Annotated in this window: 19 protein-coding genes; 13 read left to right on the top strand and 6 right to left on the bottom strand. The window is 72.6% G+C overall.

Going from position 1 to position 15,508, the window contains the following annotated elements; all coding sequences use genetic code 11:
• Both ETD96_RS25885 and ETD96_RS25880 read left to right on the top strand, forming a co-directional pair.
• Positions 1 to 451: amino acid ABC transporter ATP-binding protein (locus ETD96_RS25885; RefSeq protein WP_138639083.1), on the top strand; the 451-nt coding region annotated here is incomplete at its 5' end.
• A gap of 77 nt (positions 452 to 528) precedes the next feature.
• Positions 529 to 1,527 (top strand): quinone oxidoreductase family protein, encoded by a 999-nt coding sequence (locus tag ETD96_RS25880; RefSeq protein ID WP_138639082.1) that lies wholly within the window; start codon positions 529 to 531, stop codon positions 1,525 to 1,527.
• On the opposite strand, the gene ETD96_RS25875 is transcribed toward ETD96_RS25880, so the two are convergent.
• From ETD96_RS25875 to ETD96_RS25865, 3 genes are all read right to left on the bottom strand, one after another.
• A complete protein-coding gene (locus tag ETD96_RS25875; RefSeq protein WP_138639081.1) occupies positions 1,524 to 2,699 on the bottom strand; it encodes an alpha/beta hydrolase family protein in 1,176 nt (391 codons plus the stop codon). The genes ETD96_RS25880 and ETD96_RS25875 overlap by 4 nt on opposite strands.
• 106 nt (positions 2,700 to 2,805) lie before the next feature.
• A complete protein-coding gene (locus ETD96_RS25870; protein ID WP_138639080.1) occupies positions 2,806 to 3,459 on the bottom strand; it encodes a cysteine--tRNA ligase in 654 nt (217 codons plus the stop codon).
• 33 nt (positions 3,460 to 3,492) lie between these two features.
• Positions 3,493 to 4,287: a class I SAM-dependent methyltransferase gene (locus ETD96_RS25865; protein WP_240808208.1), complete on the bottom strand. Its 795-nt coding sequence runs from the start codon at positions 4,285 to 4,287 to the stop codon at positions 3,493 to 3,495.
• 58 nt (positions 4,288 to 4,345) lie between these two features.
• On the opposite strand from ETD96_RS25865, the gene ETD96_RS25860 reads away from it, so the two are divergent.
• Positions 4,346 to 4,681, top strand: a complete 336-nt coding sequence (locus ETD96_RS25860) for a hypothetical protein (protein ID WP_138639088.1) — start codon at positions 4,346 to 4,348, stop codon at positions 4,679 to 4,681.
• Between the two features lie 66 nt (positions 4,682 to 4,747).
• Positions 4,748 to 5,620: a crotonase/enoyl-CoA hydratase family protein gene (locus ETD96_RS25855; RefSeq protein ID WP_138639087.1), complete on the top strand. Its 873-nt coding sequence runs from the start codon at positions 4,748 to 4,750 to the stop codon at positions 5,618 to 5,620.
• A gap of 32 nt (positions 5,621 to 5,652) precedes the next feature.
• On the opposite strand, the gene ETD96_RS25850 is transcribed toward ETD96_RS25855, so the two are convergent.
• Positions 5,653 to 6,717 (bottom strand): CU044_5270 family protein, encoded by a 1,065-nt coding sequence (locus ETD96_RS25850; RefSeq protein WP_138639078.1) that lies wholly within the window; start codon positions 6,715 to 6,717, stop codon positions 5,653 to 5,655.
• Positions 6,714 to 7,316 (bottom strand): RNA polymerase sigma factor, encoded by a 603-nt coding sequence (locus ETD96_RS25845; RefSeq protein WP_138639077.1) that lies wholly within the window; start codon positions 7,314 to 7,316, stop codon positions 6,714 to 6,716. Before ETD96_RS25845 ends, ETD96_RS25850 begins: the two co-directional genes overlap by 4 nt.
• 168 nt (positions 7,317 to 7,484) lie before the next feature.
• Between ETD96_RS25845 and ETD96_RS25840 the strand changes: the two genes are divergently transcribed.
• Complete coding sequence (locus tag ETD96_RS25840; RefSeq protein WP_240808199.1) at positions 7,485 to 8,366, top strand: polysaccharide deacetylase family protein; 882 nt, start codon at positions 7,485 to 7,487, stop codon at positions 8,364 to 8,366.
• 54 nt (positions 8,367 to 8,420) lie between these two features.
• Here the strand turns inward: ETD96_RS25840 and ETD96_RS25835 are convergent, their stop codons facing one another.
• Entirely contained in the window at positions 8,421 to 8,690 is a 270-nt protein-coding gene (locus ETD96_RS25835) for a putative acetyltransferase (protein ID WP_138639076.1), read from the bottom strand.
• 112 nt (positions 8,691 to 8,802) lie between these two features.
• Between ETD96_RS25835 and fdxA the strand changes: the two genes are divergently transcribed.
• From fdxA to ETD96_RS25795, 8 genes are all read left to right on the top strand, one after another.
• Entirely contained in the window at positions 8,803 to 9,129 is a 327-nt protein-coding gene (gene fdxA, locus ETD96_RS25830) for a ferredoxin (RefSeq protein WP_067632891.1), read from the top strand.
• A gap of 161 nt (positions 9,130 to 9,290) precedes the next feature.
• Positions 9,291 to 10,376: a succinyldiaminopimelate transaminase gene (gene dapC, locus ETD96_RS25825; RefSeq protein WP_138639075.1), complete on the top strand. Its 1,086-nt coding sequence runs from the start codon at positions 9,291 to 9,293 to the stop codon at positions 10,374 to 10,376.
• A gap of 206 nt (positions 10,377 to 10,582) precedes the next feature.
• The gene (locus tag ETD96_RS25820) at positions 10,583 to 11,203 is read left to right on the top strand and encodes a DUF4178 domain-containing protein (protein WP_240808198.1); all 621 of its coding nucleotides are present in this window, start codon (positions 10,583 to 10,585) and stop codon (positions 11,201 to 11,203) included.
• The gene (locus tag ETD96_RS25815) at positions 11,190 to 11,705 is read left to right on the top strand and encodes a DUF2617 family protein (protein WP_240808196.1); all 516 of its coding nucleotides are present in this window, start codon (positions 11,190 to 11,192) and stop codon (positions 11,703 to 11,705) included. The genes ETD96_RS25820 and ETD96_RS25815 overlap by 14 nt, the downstream gene beginning before the upstream one ends.
• Positions 11,702 to 12,136, top strand: a complete 435-nt coding sequence (locus ETD96_RS25810) for a DUF4247 domain-containing protein (protein WP_171069233.1) — start codon at positions 11,702 to 11,704, stop codon at positions 12,134 to 12,136. The genes ETD96_RS25815 and ETD96_RS25810 overlap by 4 nt, the downstream gene beginning before the upstream one ends.
• 10 nt (positions 12,137 to 12,146) lie before the next feature.
• The gene (locus ETD96_RS25805) at positions 12,147 to 12,587 is read left to right on the top strand and encodes a DUF350 domain-containing protein (protein WP_138639072.1); all 441 of its coding nucleotides are present in this window, start codon (positions 12,147 to 12,149) and stop codon (positions 12,585 to 12,587) included.
• 41 nt (positions 12,588 to 12,628) lie between these two features.
• Positions 12,629 to 14,221, top strand: a complete 1,593-nt coding sequence (locus ETD96_RS25800; RefSeq protein WP_205719461.1) for a polyamine aminopropyltransferase — start codon at positions 12,629 to 12,631, stop codon at positions 14,219 to 14,221.
• Between the two features lie 135 nt (positions 14,222 to 14,356).
• Positions 14,357 to 15,307, top strand: coding sequence for a DUF1259 domain-containing protein (locus tag ETD96_RS25795; protein ID WP_138639071.1), 951 nt, complete (start codon positions 14,357 to 14,359; stop codon positions 15,305 to 15,307).
• The last annotated feature ends 201 nt before the right edge of the window (positions 15,308 to 15,508 follow it).

The following is a 15,508-nucleotide window of genomic DNA, read 5'->3' as shown; positions in this document are numbered from 1 at the left end:
CATGACGGCGCTGGAGAACATCATGGAGGCGCCGGTTCGGGTGAAGCGGCAGCCGAAGGCGCAGGTCCGCGAGCGGGCGCTCGCCCTGCTGGCGCGGGTCGGGCTGGACGACAAGGCGCAGAGCTACCCGGCGCAGCTGTCCGGCGGGCAGCAGCAGCGGGTCGCGATCGCGCGGGCGCTGGCGATGGAGCCGGCGCTGATGCTGTTCGACGAGCCCACCTCCGCGCTCGACCCCGAGCTGGTCGGCGACGTCCTGGAGGCCATGAAGCAGCTCGCGCTCGACGGCATGACCATGATCGTGGTGACGCACGAGATGGGCTTCGCCCGGGAGGTCGGCGACTCGCTGGTCTTCATGGACGAGGGCGTCGTCGTCGAGAAGGGCGTGCCGCGCGAGGTGCTGGCCGACCCGAAGCACCAGCGCACGAGGGACTTCCTGTCCAAGGTCCTCTGACGCCGACGGATTCGCCGAACGGCCCGGCCCCAGGGGGCGGGCCGTTCGCCGACCGGGCGGTCGGTTAGTGTGCCCTCATGTTCGCTGTCACCGCAACCAAGATCGACGCAGACAATCCGCTGAACGGGCTGACGGCAGGAGAGCGGCCCGATCCCGACGTGCCGGACGGGTGGACGACCGTCACGGTGAAGGCGGCCGCGCTCAACCACCACGACCTGTGGTCGCTCAAGGGCGTCGGGCTCCCCGCCGACCGGCTCCCGATGATCCTCGGCTGCGACGCGGCCGGGGTGGACGAGGACGGCAACGAGGTCATCGTCCACTCGGTGATCGGCGACCCGGGCCGCGGCGGCGGCGACGAGACCCTCGACCCGAAGCGGTCGCTGCTGTCGGAGACGTATCCGGGGACGCTGGCGGAGAAGGTCGCGGTGCCGCGCCGCAACCTCGTCCCGAAGCCCGCCGGGCTGTCGTTCGAGGAGGCCGCGTGCCTGCCGACGGCGTGGCTTACCGCGTACCGGATGCTGTTCGACAAGGCGGGCCTGCAGCCCGGGGCGTCCGTGCTGGTGCAGGGCGCGGGCGGCGGCGTCGCGACCGCGGCGATCGCGCTGGCGTCGGCGGCCGGCTACCGCGTCTACGCGACGAGCCGCAGCGAGGCGAAGCGCGAGCGGGCGCGGGAGCTCGGCGCGGACGAGGCGGTCGACTACCGAGAGCCCGGCTGGGCCGGGAAGGTCGGTCCGGTGGACGTCGTGTTCGACGGTGTCGGCGGTGATGTGGCGCGGGAGGCGTTCACGCTGCTGCGGAGCGGTGGCCGCATGGTCAGTTTCGGGCTGGCGTCCGGTGAGTGGGCGAGCATCCCGGAGGAGGACGCCGCGGGACGGGGTGTGACGCTCGTCCGGCCGCAGGCCACGCCTGAGCAGCTCCGGGAGTTCACCGTGAGCGCGCTTCAGGAGGCGGCCCAGGGGCGGCTTCGTCCTGTCATCGGTCGGCGGTTCCCGCTTGAGGGGGCGGCCGACGCGCACCGGGCGATCGAGTCGCGGTCGACCGTCGGTAAGACGCTGCTGGAGGTCCGGCCGGGCTAGGCGACCTTCTTCAAGAACGTCTGGAGGTTGGCTTCGTAGGCCGACGGGTCGACGTTCCACGATTCGGTGTGGTCGCCCGGTGTGGGGATGTGCGTCACCATGCCGGGCGGTGCCGTGCGGGCGAAGGTGTAGGCGGCACCGTTATCGACCGTGGCGTCGTCCCTGGTGGTGAAGAGGAGTACGGGGGTGCGCAGGCGGGGCGCGAAGCGGCGCTGGTCGTAGTCGGCCAGGTCGATGCCGATGCGCCATTCCAGGACTTGCTTGGCCACGTCCGTCATGAAGCCCGGCAGGTTGCGGGCGGCGCCCTGCTTGTCGAGGGTGGCGCTCCAGTCGAGCACGGGGGAGTCCAGGACGACGCCCCGCACGAACGACGGGTCCTTGCGCAGGGCCGTCATCACCATCGCGCCGCCCATCGACCATCCGTACAGGACGACGCCGGTCGCGCCGTGTGCGCGCGCGTAGCCCATCGCGGAGATGACGTCCTGCCACTCGGTGTCGCCGAGATGGTTCTTGCGGTCGCCGGATGAAGGCGCGCCCACGTCGTTGCGGTACGCGATGGCCATCAGCGGCATGCCCATCTCGTGCACCGACTTCATGACGCGGAAGGTCTCCGCCTTGTCGGCGTTCCGTCCGTGGACGGCGATGACCCATGTCCCCTTAGAGGACGTCCCAGGCACCAGCCACGCCGGCATGGGCCCCGCCTTGGACGGATACGTGACGTCCTCGAAGGGCAGCCCCACGGCCGTCTTGGGGTCGCCGTCGTACATCCAGTGGTCGATGGCGGCGGACACGTCCTTCACCAGGGAGCCCGACAGGACGGACGAGACCTTCCGGACGACATGCCCGTCATCGCCGCCGACGACCGGGCCGAGCACGGCGCGGCCGTCCTTCCAGACGAGCGACCACGTCCCGGGGCGTTCGGTCACCGGGACGCGGGGGAGGGTGACGGTGCCGTCCGCCGCGTCCACGATGGTGAGCGGGTACTCGGCGGTGTGGTCGACCTCGATCGCGACGCCCGCGAAGTACCAGCCCACCCCGCCGACCGCCGCGGACAGCAGCACGGCGAGCGCGACGAACGTCGCCATCAGCGGGCGGACGAGGCGGCGGCGCCGCGGGCGGACCGGCGGTTCGGGGGGCGCCGGTGCCGGGGATTCTGGGGCTTCGGTCGACACGACATACGAAGTTAGCTTCTCCCGGGCGCCGCGAAAGCCCGGGTCACCCCGTGGTGCGGATCATCTGCCGGTCAGGTGCCATCAAGGGAACCCCCCGGCGTACCCCTCAGGCGGTGCCGATGGCGGACACCAGGCCCAGCGCGAGCACCAGGTCCAGGTGGATGAACGTCTCCAGCTTCGCTCCCGGCGGCACGTCGGGGTCGGCGGCGAGCCGGTCGAGGACGGCGAACGCGCCCGGGGTGTCCAGGTCGTCGGCGAGCGCGGCCTCCGCCCGGGTCGCGTACTCCCGGTTCATGGGACGGCCCGGAGCCGTCGCCCACTCGGCGACCTTGCCGCGCCATGCGTTCAGCCGTTCGGCCGCAGCGGAGAGACGTGCGTCAGTGAGGTCGGCAGGCTCCCGGTAGGGGACTTCCAGCATCGCCAGGCGGGCCGCCACCGCGTCCGTGGGTCGCGGGCCCGTCTCGGTGGGCACCGTTAGGCACAGGGCGTCCACAGCGGTGTCCGCGGAGACGTACACGTCGGCGTCGGGGAGCGGCGCGTCGAGTACCTCGAACGGGGCGACACCGTAGTCAGCGGAGGCACCGCCATCAAGGGTGCTCACCAGGCGGACGCGGCGCCCGCCCCGCTGCGCCACCCGGCGCAGCAGGTCCGCGACCACCAGCGTGCGGTACCCCGCACCGGGCAGGGCCTGGACGCGCAGTCCCGGCCCGGCCGGTAGCGGCTCCGTGCGTCCCGTCCGGTGGTCGTACAAGCGCAGCATGACCCCCACCCTAGGCGGGCCTCTGCGCGAGGCTCAGAGCGGGCGGTCAGACGCCAGGGGGCCGAACGGCAGCGGCGCGGCCCCGTCCGTGCGGCGGACGGCGGCGAACCGCAGCCGCACGTAGTCGGCGACCCAGCCGGACTCGCGGCGCAGCGCGGGCGCGGCGAGGTCGTTGACGCGGTCGAGCAGCGGGTCGACCATCTCCGGCGGGACGTCCGCGAGCGCCCGCCCGGCGTAGGCGCGGACCCAGTCGGCGGCGCCGTTCGGGCCCTCGGTCATCCGGGTCGGGCGCTCGGCGTGCTCCAGCAGCCGCAGCGTGAACCCGCCGTCCTCCAGCTTCGCCGCGTACTCGGCCGGCGATGGGAAATACCAGGGCAGCTCGGGCTCGCCCAGGCCGAACACCCGCCAGGCCGTCTGCATCGCGACGATCAGCTCGGCGCAGTTCCCGGCGCCGCCCATCTCGCCGACGAACCGGCCGCCGGGGCGCAGCGCCGCGTGCACCCGCGCGATCACGGCGTCGGGGTCGCGGGTCATCCAGTGCAGCGCCGCGTTGGAGGCGACCGCGTCGAAGGACTCCCCGACGGCGAAGTCGTGGGCGTCGCCGACGATGAAGGACAGCCCGGGTTGCATGGCGATCGCCTGCGCGACCATCTCGGGGCTGCCGTCGATGCCCAGCACCTCGGCGCCCCGCTCGGCGATCTCCGCGCTGAACGCCCCGGTGCCGCACCCGAGGTCGATGATCCGTTCGCCGGGCTGCGGATCGAGCAGATCGACCAGGGGCGCGCCGTGCGCGGAGACGTACCCGAAGGCGGAGTCGTACGTCGTCACGGCCCAATTCACTGTCATAATTTATCGGAGAAAGTCCTGCGAGGAGGCGGCGTTGGGAATGGCGGACGTCACGTCCGAGGTCCGCATCACCGGAGCCGAGCGCCCGGACGGCCTGACGCTGCGCACCGCCGGCCTGGCCGCGCGGGGCCTGCCGGAGCTGCGCGCCGAGGGCCTGCCGCCCTATCTGGGGGACGGCTGGGCGCGCGTCCTCGGCCTCGCGGCGCAGCGGCTCGCGGCGACCGGCGAGCCGCCCGGCGAGCTCGCCCCCGGCGTCGAGATCCGGTTCGAGCCCGCGGGGGACGGGGCGCTCGTCGCCGTCCCGCCGCCGGGGCGCGACGCCGCCGAGTGGCGCCGGGACGTGCTGCTCCGGCTGTTCCCCGAGGCCCGAAGCTGAAGGCTCGTTCTAGAATCGAGTTCTGTCCAGCGTGAGAGGGGCTCGCAGGTGCCGTACCAGGAGCAGGTGGCGTACCGGGAGATCGAGTACGAGGTTCGCGACGGGATCGCCACCGTCACGCTGAACCGCCCGCAGAAGATGAATGCCTACACGTTCACCATGCGCAACGAGATGCTCGACGCCTTCGACCGCATCGACGCCGACGACGACGTGCGCGCCGTCGTGGTCACCGGCGCGGGTCGCGCGTTCTGCGCGGGCGCCGACCTGAGCGGCGGCGGCGACACCTTCGACAAGGAGAAGTCGAAGGACATGTTCGCCGGCGAGGACGACGTCCTGGAGGACGGCACCCCGCGCGACGGCGGCGGCACGGTGGCACTGCGCATCGCCCGCTGCCTCAAGCCCGTCATCGGCGCGTTCAACGGCGCCGCGGTCGGCGTCGGCGTCACCATGACCCTCCCGATGGACGTCCGGCTCGCCAGCGAGAAGGCCAAGTTCGGCTTCGTGTTCGCGCGGCGCGGCATCGTCACCGAGGCCGCGTCCAGCTGGTTCCTGCCGCGCCTCGTCGGCATCGCGCAGGCCATGGAGTGGGCCGCGACGGGCCGCGTGTTCGACGCCCAGGAGGCCCTCGCGGGCCGCCTGGTCTCCCGCGTCTACGCGCCGGACGAGCTGCTCCCCGCCGCCTACGCCCTCGCCCGCGAGATCGCCGACAACACCTCGGCGGTGTCGGTCGCCGCGATCCGCCGCCTGATGTGGTCGGGCCTGTCCGCGCCGTCCCCGTGGGACGCGCACGCCGCCGACTCCCGGCTGATGGCCGCGCTCGGCGGCGGCGCCGACGCGGTCGAGGGCGTCTCGTCCTTCCTGGAGAAGCGCGACGCCGCCTTCCCGATGCGCGTCAGCAAGGACCTCCCGGCCGAAGTGCCAGACTGGCCCGTCCGCTGACCCCGCCCGGCGGCCGCCCGCGAGGGCGGCCGTCAGGGACGCTGCCCGGGGCGCTGGACCATGCCCGTCGCCTCCAGCGCCGTGTCCACCAGAACCTTTCCGGCCGGGACGTGCTTGGGCTTCAAGAGCGGCCTTGACGTCGGCGTGCTCTTCCCCAGCGAGTACGGGAGCGTCTGCGCCTTCACGTTCACGAGGCGCATGCCCAGGTAGGCGTAGGAGCCGGGATCGAGGACGAACTCGGTGCGGACGCCGTCCCCGCCGGTCCTGGCGAGGCCCACGCCGGGGCGTCCGAGCGCGTCCCGCACGCCCTGCCGGACCTCGACGCCGGGGATCAGCGCGATGGTGCGGAAGATGGCGCCGCGCGCGGGCTCCGGCATGGACTGCTCAAGACTCAGGTAATGTCCGAGCCGCGCGAAGACCCATTGGTCGCGGCCCTGCCGGAACCCGGCCTTGCCCATCCCCCTCTGGGCCGCGTACGCGTCGGCCTGCTTCCGCAACTCCGACAGCTGCTCTTCCGGAGTCTTCGACAGTGTGCGGAGGTAGTCGTACCACTGGGCGGGGGTCCGCTCCTCCCCGTCCGGTTCGGTCTTGACCCAGCCCTCGTCCTCGATCTCCAGCTTCCGCTTACCGTCCGCCCCCATGGTGTAGCCGGCGCTCTTCAGGCCGTCGAAGCGAACCCAGGTCTCCCGCTGCACCTCGTACTGGGGCACCCTCGGGTCGGCCCCGGCGTGGAAGACCTTCGTGTAGACCCACTGGTGGTTTCCCGGACGGTAGTCGAACCGCTGCTCGATCTCCCGCGCGGCGCCCTCCAGGAACGCGGCGGCGCTGACGGGGGTCGCGGAGACCGGCGGCGGCCCGCCGCCGTTTCGCGCCGGTCCGTCGTCCAGGACGGCGATCGCCGCCGGCACGCCCAGCACGGCGACGGCGGTCCCGGCCGCCGCGAGCCGCCAGGCCGGAACGCGCGGCCCGGCCCGCCTCCCGGACCGCCTCCCGGACGCCGCCGCCACCAGCCGGGCGCGGCCGGGCGCCAGCCGCTCCGCGTCGGGCGCCGCGATCTCGTCGCGGAACGCGCGGACCCGCTCCTCGATGTCGTTCATTGGGCCTCCTCGTGGACGAGCGTCGGGTCGGATCCGCCGAGCGCCTCGCGGACCTTGCGCCGGGCGCGGTTCAACCGGGAGCGCACCGTCCCCAGCGGAATGGACAGCGCCTCGGCGACCTGCTCGTAGGAGAGGTCGGCCCAGGCGACGAGCAGGAGCACGTCCCGGTCCCGGGCGGACAGCCCGGCCAGCGCGCCCGCCAGCGCCCGGGACGACGCGGACGCGCTCACCCGGGCGTCCGCCCCCTCCATGGGATCGGTGACCGGGTCGGCCCCGGTGCGGGCCAGGGCGCGCAGCATCCGCGTCTCGGACCTGCGGTGCTTGCCGATCAGGTTGGCGGCGATCCCGTACAGCCAGGGCAGGGCGTCCGGCCGGTCCGGGTCGTAGCGGCCCCGCCGCCGGAACGCCGCCAGGAACGTCTCGGCCACCACGTCGTCGGCGGCCTGGTCGCCGAGGCGCCGCCGGACGTAGCGGTGGACGGCCGGCGCGTGCCGGTCGTACAGCGCGGCGAAGACCTCGGGTTCGCGCAGGGAGCGCTCGATCAGGGCCGCGTCGTCGCCCGGGGGCGCCACCGGTGAGTCCCGTGAGCTGATGGTCATACGGCTCCGTCCTCGATCGCCCGTGCGGGAGGCCGCACGCTCGGCGTCGTCACCCGTCATCACCCGCAACCCGGGACAGAGTTCACGTTCTTAGGGTGCTGGCGGTGTGTGTCGTATGAGTGACGGAGGGTATTAGCCGCCCGAAAGCGACATGTTCGGGGGTGCGTGGTGCAGATCAGTAAATACGCCGCCATCGGCGCCGGACTGCTGCTCCTCGCGGGATGCAGCCACGCGGACAAGCGGCAGGCCAGGACGGCGGGGCAGCACGCCGAGTTGGGGAGCAAGGCGCAGGCGTCCCGGCAGCCGACTCCGCCACCGCCGCGGAAGATCGACTGCGACCAGGTGAAGTGCGTCGCGCTCACGTTCGACGACGGCCCCGGTCCGTACACCGCGGGCCTGCTCGACACGCTGAAGAAGAACGGGGCGCGCGCCACGTTCTTCATGCTCGGCGAGAACGTCGGCGCGCACGCCGCCGTGGTGCGCCGGATGGCGCTCGAAGGGCACGAGCTGGCCAACCACAGCTGGTCCCATCCGCAGCTCACCGGGCTGTCGCCCGCCGGGGTGCGGTCGCAGATCCAGCGGACGCAGCAGGCCATCGCGCAGGCGTCCGGCGGGGTGCGGCCGACGCTGATGCGCCCGCCGTACGGGGCGACGAACAAGCGCGTCGGGCACGACATCGGGATGCCGCTGATCCTGTGGAGCGTCGACACGCTCGACTGGCGCTACCGCGACGTCGCCCGCGACACCCGGGTCGGGATCAAGGAGCCGCAACCCGGCGGCATCGTCCTGTACCACGACATCCACAAGGCGAGCGTGGAGTCCATCCCGAAGGTGGTGGACGGCCTGAAGAAGCGCGGGTTCACGTTCGTCACCGTGTCGGAGCTGTTCCAGGGGCAGAAGCTCACGCCGGGCGTGACCTACACCGAGCGGCTGAAGCCCGCGCCGGTCACGGCGAGCCCGCAGCCGGCCGGATCGTCGGCCGGGCCTGCGGGCCCTGGGCCGACACGCCCGGGGAACCCGGCGTCTCCGGCGCCGTCCAGCACCGGCTGACGGGCACGGGCACGAACACGGCAACAGGTACGGGCAACGGCGCGGCCGGCCGCGTCAGCCGTCCTCCGGCTCCTCTCGGCGGGGGCGGCGGCGCGGCGGCGGCTGCGGCGGGACGACCTTCGCCGCGACCATGATCTCCTCGGGGACCTCGACCAGCTCGCCGGTGCGGCGGCGCACCATGAGGGTCTTGCCGGACCACGATTCGAGGACGCCGACGACGTCGCTGTACTCTCCCGTAGGCAGACGGCGGCGCAGCGAGATCCGCTGGCCCACGTCCGCGCCACTGATGGACACCACCAGCCGCGCGGCGAAGCGGGCGGACATGTGAGGACCCCCATGTCGAATCGACTGAGCCGTCGTGGCCATACTATTCACAGCGAGCTTGCGGTGAGCCGTGACGTGCGGCGGGGCCGGAAATCCGAGAGGAGTCACTGACGTGACCTACGTCATTGCGCAGCCCTGCGTGGACCTGCTCGACAAGGCATGCATCGAGGAGTGCCCGGTCGACTGCATCTACGAAGGGAAGCGTCAGCTCTACATCCACCCGGACGAGTGCGTCGACTGCGGTGCGTGCGAGCCGGTTTGCCCGGTTGAGGCCATCTACTACGAGGACGACGTCCCCGACCAGTGGAAGGACTTCTACAAGGTGAACGTGGAGTTCTTCGACGACCTCGGGTCGCCGGGCGGCGCCTCCAAGGTCGGAAAGATCGACAAGGACCACCCGATCGTCGCCGCCCTGCCGCCGCAGAGCCACGACGACTGAGCCGGGGGACCGGAGGGCGCGCCCGGCGCGGGCGCGCTCCCGAGGTCTCCCTGCGTCGATTTCTCCGGGCCGCGGCCTCCCCGGGTGCGGGAGGGCCGCGGCCCGTCGGCCGTGTCGGGCCCTGTGCGGCCGGGCAGGATCTTGAGTGAAGGAGCAGGTCAGTGTTCACGTTGCCGGACTTCCCGTGGGATCGGCTCGCGCCCTACAAGGAGCGGGCGCTGACGCACGCGGACGGCATCGTCGACCTGTCCGTCGGGACGCCCGTCGACCCGACGCCCGCGCCGATCCGGGAGGCGCTCGCCGCGGCCGCCGACGCGCCCGGCTACCCGCAGACCTACGGGACGCCCGCGCTGCGCGAGTCGGTCGCGGGCTGGCTGCGCCGCCGCGCCGGCGTGTCCGGCGCCGACCCGGACGCGGTGCTGCCCGTCATCGGCACCAAGGAGCTCGTCGCGTGGCTGCCGACGCTGCTCGGCGCCGGCCCCGGCGACAAGGTCGTCTTCCCCGAGCTCGCCTACCCGACCTACGACGTGGGGACGCGGCTCGCCGGGGCGACGCCCGTCCCGGCGGACGGGCTGCTCGCGCTCGGCCCGGTGAACCCGAAGATCGTGTGGGTGAACTCGCCGTCCAACCCGACCGGCAAGGTGCTGCCCGCCGAGCACCTGCGCAAGGTCGTGGCGTGGGCGCGCGACCGCGGCGCGGTCGTGGTCAGCGACGAGTGCTACCTGGAGTTCGGCTGGGACGAGGCCAACCCGCCGATCTCGATCCTGCACCCGGACGTGTGCGGCGGCTCCCACGAGGGCCTGCTCGCCGTCAACTCCCTCTCCAAGCGCTCCAACATGGCCGGCTACCGGGCCGGGTTCGTCACCGGCGACCCGGCGATCGTGAAGCGGCTGCTGGAGGTCCGCAAGCACGCCGGCATGATCGTCCCGGCGCCGGTGCAGGCCGCGATGGCGGTCGCGTTCGCCGACGACGCGCACGTGGACGAGCAGCGCGCCCGCTACGCGCGCCGCCGCGCCGTCCTGCGCGCCGCGTTCGAGCGGCACGGGTTCCGCATCGACCACTCCGAGGCGTCGCTGTACCTGTGGGCGACGCGGGACGAGCCGTGCTGGGACACCGTCGCCCACCTGGCCTCCCTCGGCGTCCTCGTCGGCCCCGGCGAGTTCTACGGCGCGGGCGGCGCCCGGCACATCCGGATCGCCTTCACCGCGACCGACGACCGCGTCGCCGCGGCCGCCGACCGCCTCTGACACCGGCCCGTCCGACACCGCCCGCCCTGAGGACGCCCCGTCACGGACGGTGTCGGGGCGGTTCCGGCCTTGCATCGGATCCGGCGTTTCCGTATGAAACCGCCGGATCATTTGATACGTCTCATCGCGGTATGGGCTAGCGGAGCCCCAGTCGGTAGGATCCGCTGGTCTGCGTCCGGCATGTCGACGAAATGACGGAGGTGTCCGTGGGCGGAACGGCGATAGTTGTTCTACTGGCGCTGATCCTGATCGCTTTGATCGTGCTCATCGTCGTCCTGCTGCGACGTCGTTCGGGTTCCCCGGCCCCCGCCCCGGCCCCGGCCGCGCCGCGCGACCCGTTCGCCGCCGAGGACCAGGTGGCCGGCGACCCGCGGACCCTCAAGGCCGGCGACATGGTCGAGTACCTCGGCACCCGCTACTTCGTGCGCGGCTCGCTGCGGCTGAAGGAGGGCGGCTTCACCTGGAGCGAGCACCTCCTGGACGCCGACACCATCGAGGGCACCAAGGTGTGGGTCTCCGTCGAGGAGGACCCCGACCTCGAGGTCGTCTGGTGGACGGAGTACGACGCCGGCGACCTGACCCCGGGCGAGAAGACCGTCGTCGTGGACGGCGTCGAGTACCGCCGCGACGAGCACGGCACCGCCGACTACACCAGCGAGGGCACGACCGGCGTCGGCGTCCAGGGCCGGGTGGAGTACGTCGACTACGAGGGCCCGCGCGGCAAGTACCTGTCGTTCGAGCAGTACGGCGGCGGCCAGTGGGAGGCGGGCCTCGGCGAGCGCGTCCCGACCGGATCGATGACGATCTACCCGGGTGGCGGTAGCTGAGTTGCGCGCGACCCTCGACACCCCCTACGCGGACGCGCGCGCGGACGGGCTCTCGTTCGTGCTCGGGCTGCCCCCGCTCACGGCGCTCGCCGTGCTGCCGCTGGAACGGGCGGGCCTCGCCGTGGAGATGCGCCTGCTCGGCGCGTCCCACCAGGTCATCGCGGGGCCGCTGAGCGAGACGGTGGCGTGCCTGCCGGACCGCACCGAGCCGCTGCCGGGGCGCGCCGCCACGAGCGTGCCCGGCTGGGCCTACGACTTCGCCGCGACGACCGCCGCGCACAGCGACGGGACGGCGTTCGCCCGCGCCGTCGAGGCCGTGTGCGCGCGGCTCGCGGACCGCGGTGACGCGCTGACCGGGGCCTTCCCCGGCTCCCCGCACGCCGTCACCGCACTGGCCATGGAAGAGACGCAGGAACCCGGCTTCGGCTGGCGGACCTGGCACGCCTACCCCCAGACCCGGGAGATCGTGATGACGCGCAGCCGGTTGGTGAGACCCTCGTGAACAGCAGATACCGGACGGCGGGCGCGGTGGCCGCCGCCGCCGTGGCCGCCGCGGCGCTCACCGGCTGCGGCCAGTCGCAGTCGTCGTGGATCGGCGACAAGTACTCCCGCGTCAGCGCCGACACCTACCGGTCCCCGAAGGCCCCGCAGTCGGTCGCCGGGGAGATCAGCCGGAAGTTCAAGCCGATCGACCGGGTGGACGACACGGTGGTCAAGGGCGCCGCGGGCGGGATCTTCCTGCGGTACCCGAAGCTCGTCGTCGGCGTCCTGCCGAACGGCGCGGGCAGCCGGATCACGGTCGACAAGCCCCGCCGCGGCTACAACCGCTACTACTCCCATGTCGGCGGGCACTGGGCGAGTCCCGGCAGCAACGGATGGAACAGCAGAGGCGCCGCGTCGTTCCGGGGCGGCGGCCCAGGGTCGGGCAAATGAGGAGCGACAGATGAACGACGACATCCTTCAGGAGATCGGCGCCACGTTCGCCTACGGCGCGGTCGGCATCGCGCTGATGGCGCTCGGCTACCTGGTGGTGGAGGTGACGACGCCCGGTCGGCTCGGCAAGCAGATCTGGACCGAGGGCAACCGCGGCGCCGCGCTGCTGCTGGCGGCCAAGCTCCTCGGCATCGGCGCGATCGTCACCACCGCGATCGTCACCAGCGACAGCGACCTGTCCGAGGGCCTGATCGACACGGCCGTGTTCGGCGCGTGCGGCATCGTGCTGATGATCGTCGCGTACTTCCTGCTGGACGTGACCACGCCGGGCAAGCTCGGCGCGACCCTGGTGAACGCCGACAGCGGCGGCACCACCATCCACCCGGCGGGCTGGGTCGTCGCCGCCGCGGACCTCGGCGTCGCCGCGATCGTGGCCGGGGCGGTCTCCTGACGTCCCGCGACCTGGACCGGCCGGCCCCGGATCAGTCCGACCTGGAGGAAGCCGCCCCGGCGCCCGCTCCGGCGGACGGGCCGGGGCGGTCGCGCGTGTCCGCACGCCTGGCCCGCACCCTCGTCCTCGCGGCGGTGTTCACGTGCGCGGCGTGCGGGCTGGTGTACGAGCTGGCGCTGGTCGCGCTCGGCAGCTACCTGGTCGGCAACTCCGTCACGCAGGCGTCGATCGTCCTGTCGGTGATGGTGTTCGCGATGGGCGTCGGGTCGCTCGCGGCGAAGCCGCTGCAGGGCCGCGCGGTCGTCGCGTTCGCGGTCGTGGAGGGCGCGCTCGCGCTGATCGGCGGGGTGTCGGTGCTCGCGCTGTACGCGGCGTTCGCGTGGCTCGACCTGTACGTCCCGGCGCTGGTGGTGGTGGCGTTCGCGGTCGGCGCGCTGATCGGCGCGGAGATCCCGCTGCTGATGACGCTGCTGCAGCGGATCCGCAAGCAGGACGCGGGGTCGGCGGTCGCGGACCTGTTCGCCGCCGACTACGTGGGCGCGCTGGTCGGCGGGCTCGCGTTCCCGTTCCTGCTGCTGCCGGCGTTCGGCCACATCAAGGGCGCGCTGCTGGTCGGGGTCGTGAACGCGGTCGCCGGGATGGCGGTCGTGCTGTGGCTGTTCCGCCGCGACATCGGGCGCGTCGCGCGGGGCGCGCTGGCGCTCGGCATGGTCGCGGTCCTCGCCGTCCTCGGCGGGACGTACGCGCTCGCGGACGGCTTCGAGGTGTCGGCGCGGCAGGCGCTCTACAGCGACCCGATCGCGGTCTCCAAGCGCACGAAGTACCAGGAGATCGTGATCACCCGGCAGGCCGGGCTGGGGCCGTCCGACCTGCGGCTGTTCCTCAACGGCGACCTGCAGTTCTCGTCGGTGGACGAGTACCGGTACCACGAGTCGCTCGTCCACCCGGTGATGTCGGGCCCGCACGGCAGGGTGCTGGTCCTCGGCGGCGGGGACGGGCTGGCGCTGCGCGAGGTGCTGCGCTACAAGGACGTCCGCAGCGCGACGCTGGTCGAGCTCGACCCGGAGATGCTGCACCTCGCGCGCACCTACCGGCCGATCGTGTCGCTGAACCACCGCTCGTTCGAGGACCCGCGCGTGCGGACGGTCGCCGCCGACGCGTTCTCGTGGCTGCGCGGCCTGCGCGAGCAGTTCGACGCGGTCATCGTGGACATGCCCGACCCCGACGACGTGTCCACGGCCAAGCTGTACTCGGTCGAGTTCTACGGGATGGTGAAGCGGGCCCTCGCGCCGGGCGGGCGGATGGTCGTCCAGTCGGGGTCGCCGTACTTCGCGCCCAAGTCGTTCTGGAGCATCGAGAAGTCGGTCGCGGCGGCCGGGTTCGCGGTGAACCCGTACCACGTGGACGTGCCGAGCTTCGGCGACTGGGGCTTCGTGCTCGCGTCCGCCGGGAGGGAGCCGCCCGCGCTGCGGCTCGCGCCGGACGTCCCCGGCGGCCTGCGCTTCCTCGACGGCTCCGTGCTCCAGGCGGCGACGGTGTTCCCGAAGGACCGCCGCGGCCGCGACGTCGAGGTCAACACGCTCGTCCACCCGCGCCTCGTCGAGTACGAGGGCGAGGAGTGGAAGAACTCCTGAGCAGGCCGGCTCCGATGCGCGGCAGGGTCCGCGACGTCGGAGCTTGACTACTCCCCGTAAACACTTGACCACTCTCCGGCCTTTCTGCGGTCGGGCTCCGGGAAGGGGGCGAAGCGAGACCCGAAGGAGGATTCAGTGACAGGTTTCCTGACAGGTGGCGCGCGGCGCAGGGCGTGGTGGGGCCTCCTGGCGTTCGTCCCGCTCATCGTGGGACTGACCACGGCGGGCGTACCGGCCGGCGCCGCGCCGGGGACCGGGCGGCTCCCGGTCAAGAAGATCGAGAGGATCATGCAGGCCGAGGGGACCGTGACCAAGAGCGGTGTCCTCGAGATCGACATCGATCGCTCGGACCTGAAGGTCACCGGCGGCACGCCGCGGGTGCGGTTCGAGAACGGCTTCCAGATCCAGCACGAGGTGTACTTCCAGTCGATCGGCCGGAACAAGGCGATCATGAACGGCGATCTGGCGCTGCGCCCGCAGGAGATCCAGCGGGTCATCGACGGCTATCTCCGCCACGGCATCATCTTCCAGGCCCAGCACCAGCACCTCTACGACCTCGAGCCGATGGTCTGGTTCCTGCACTTCCGGGCGGTGGGCGACCCGCTCAAGCTGGCCGGGGCCATCCACGACGTCATCCGCCGCGACACGTCCACCCCGCTGCCGCAGACCCTGCCGAAGCACCCCCGGACCCCGCTTCCGGCGAAGCGGCTGGGCAAGATCCTGGGCGGGGACGCCGTGGTCGGCGAGAACGGGATCGTCTCCGTGACGGTGCGGCGCACCGACAAGATCCGCCTCGGCGGCATCCGCGTCGACCCGGACCTGGGCGTGTCCACCAGCGTGCAGTTCCAGCCGGTCGGCAAGGGGATGGCGGCCGTGGTGCCCGACTTCTCGATGACCTCCGGGGAGGTGCAGCCGGTCATGAGGACCATGCGCCGCCACCGCTGGGAGGTCGGATGCCTCTACAACCAGGAGACCGCGGAGCAGCCGCAGCTGTTCTTCTCCCACATGTTCAAGGTCGGCGACCCGATCACCCTCGCTCGCCAGGTCCGCGAGGGGCTCGACCACACCGCCGCCCAGCGCGCCTGATCCCGGATCCTCGGGGACGACAGGCAGGCCGGCCCGCAGACGTCCAGGCCGCGGGCCGGCTTCGTCGCGCCGGGCGGGTCAGTCCGGGACGGACCGGCGGATGGCCTTGTCCACGGCCCGCTGGAACGACGTCACCAGCGACTGGATCATCAGCGGCTTGAGCTTCCCCGCCATCTCCATGAGCTGCTCGCGCTCCTGCGG

Source organism: Actinomadura geliboluensis (genome assembly GCF_005889745.1).
GTDB classification, from domain to species: domain Bacteria; phylum Actinomycetota; class Actinomycetes; order Streptosporangiales; family Streptosporangiaceae; genus Spirillospora; species Spirillospora geliboluensis.
Note: the sequence above shows the minus strand (reverse complement) of the source record. Positions and strands in the feature narration are given on the sequence as shown.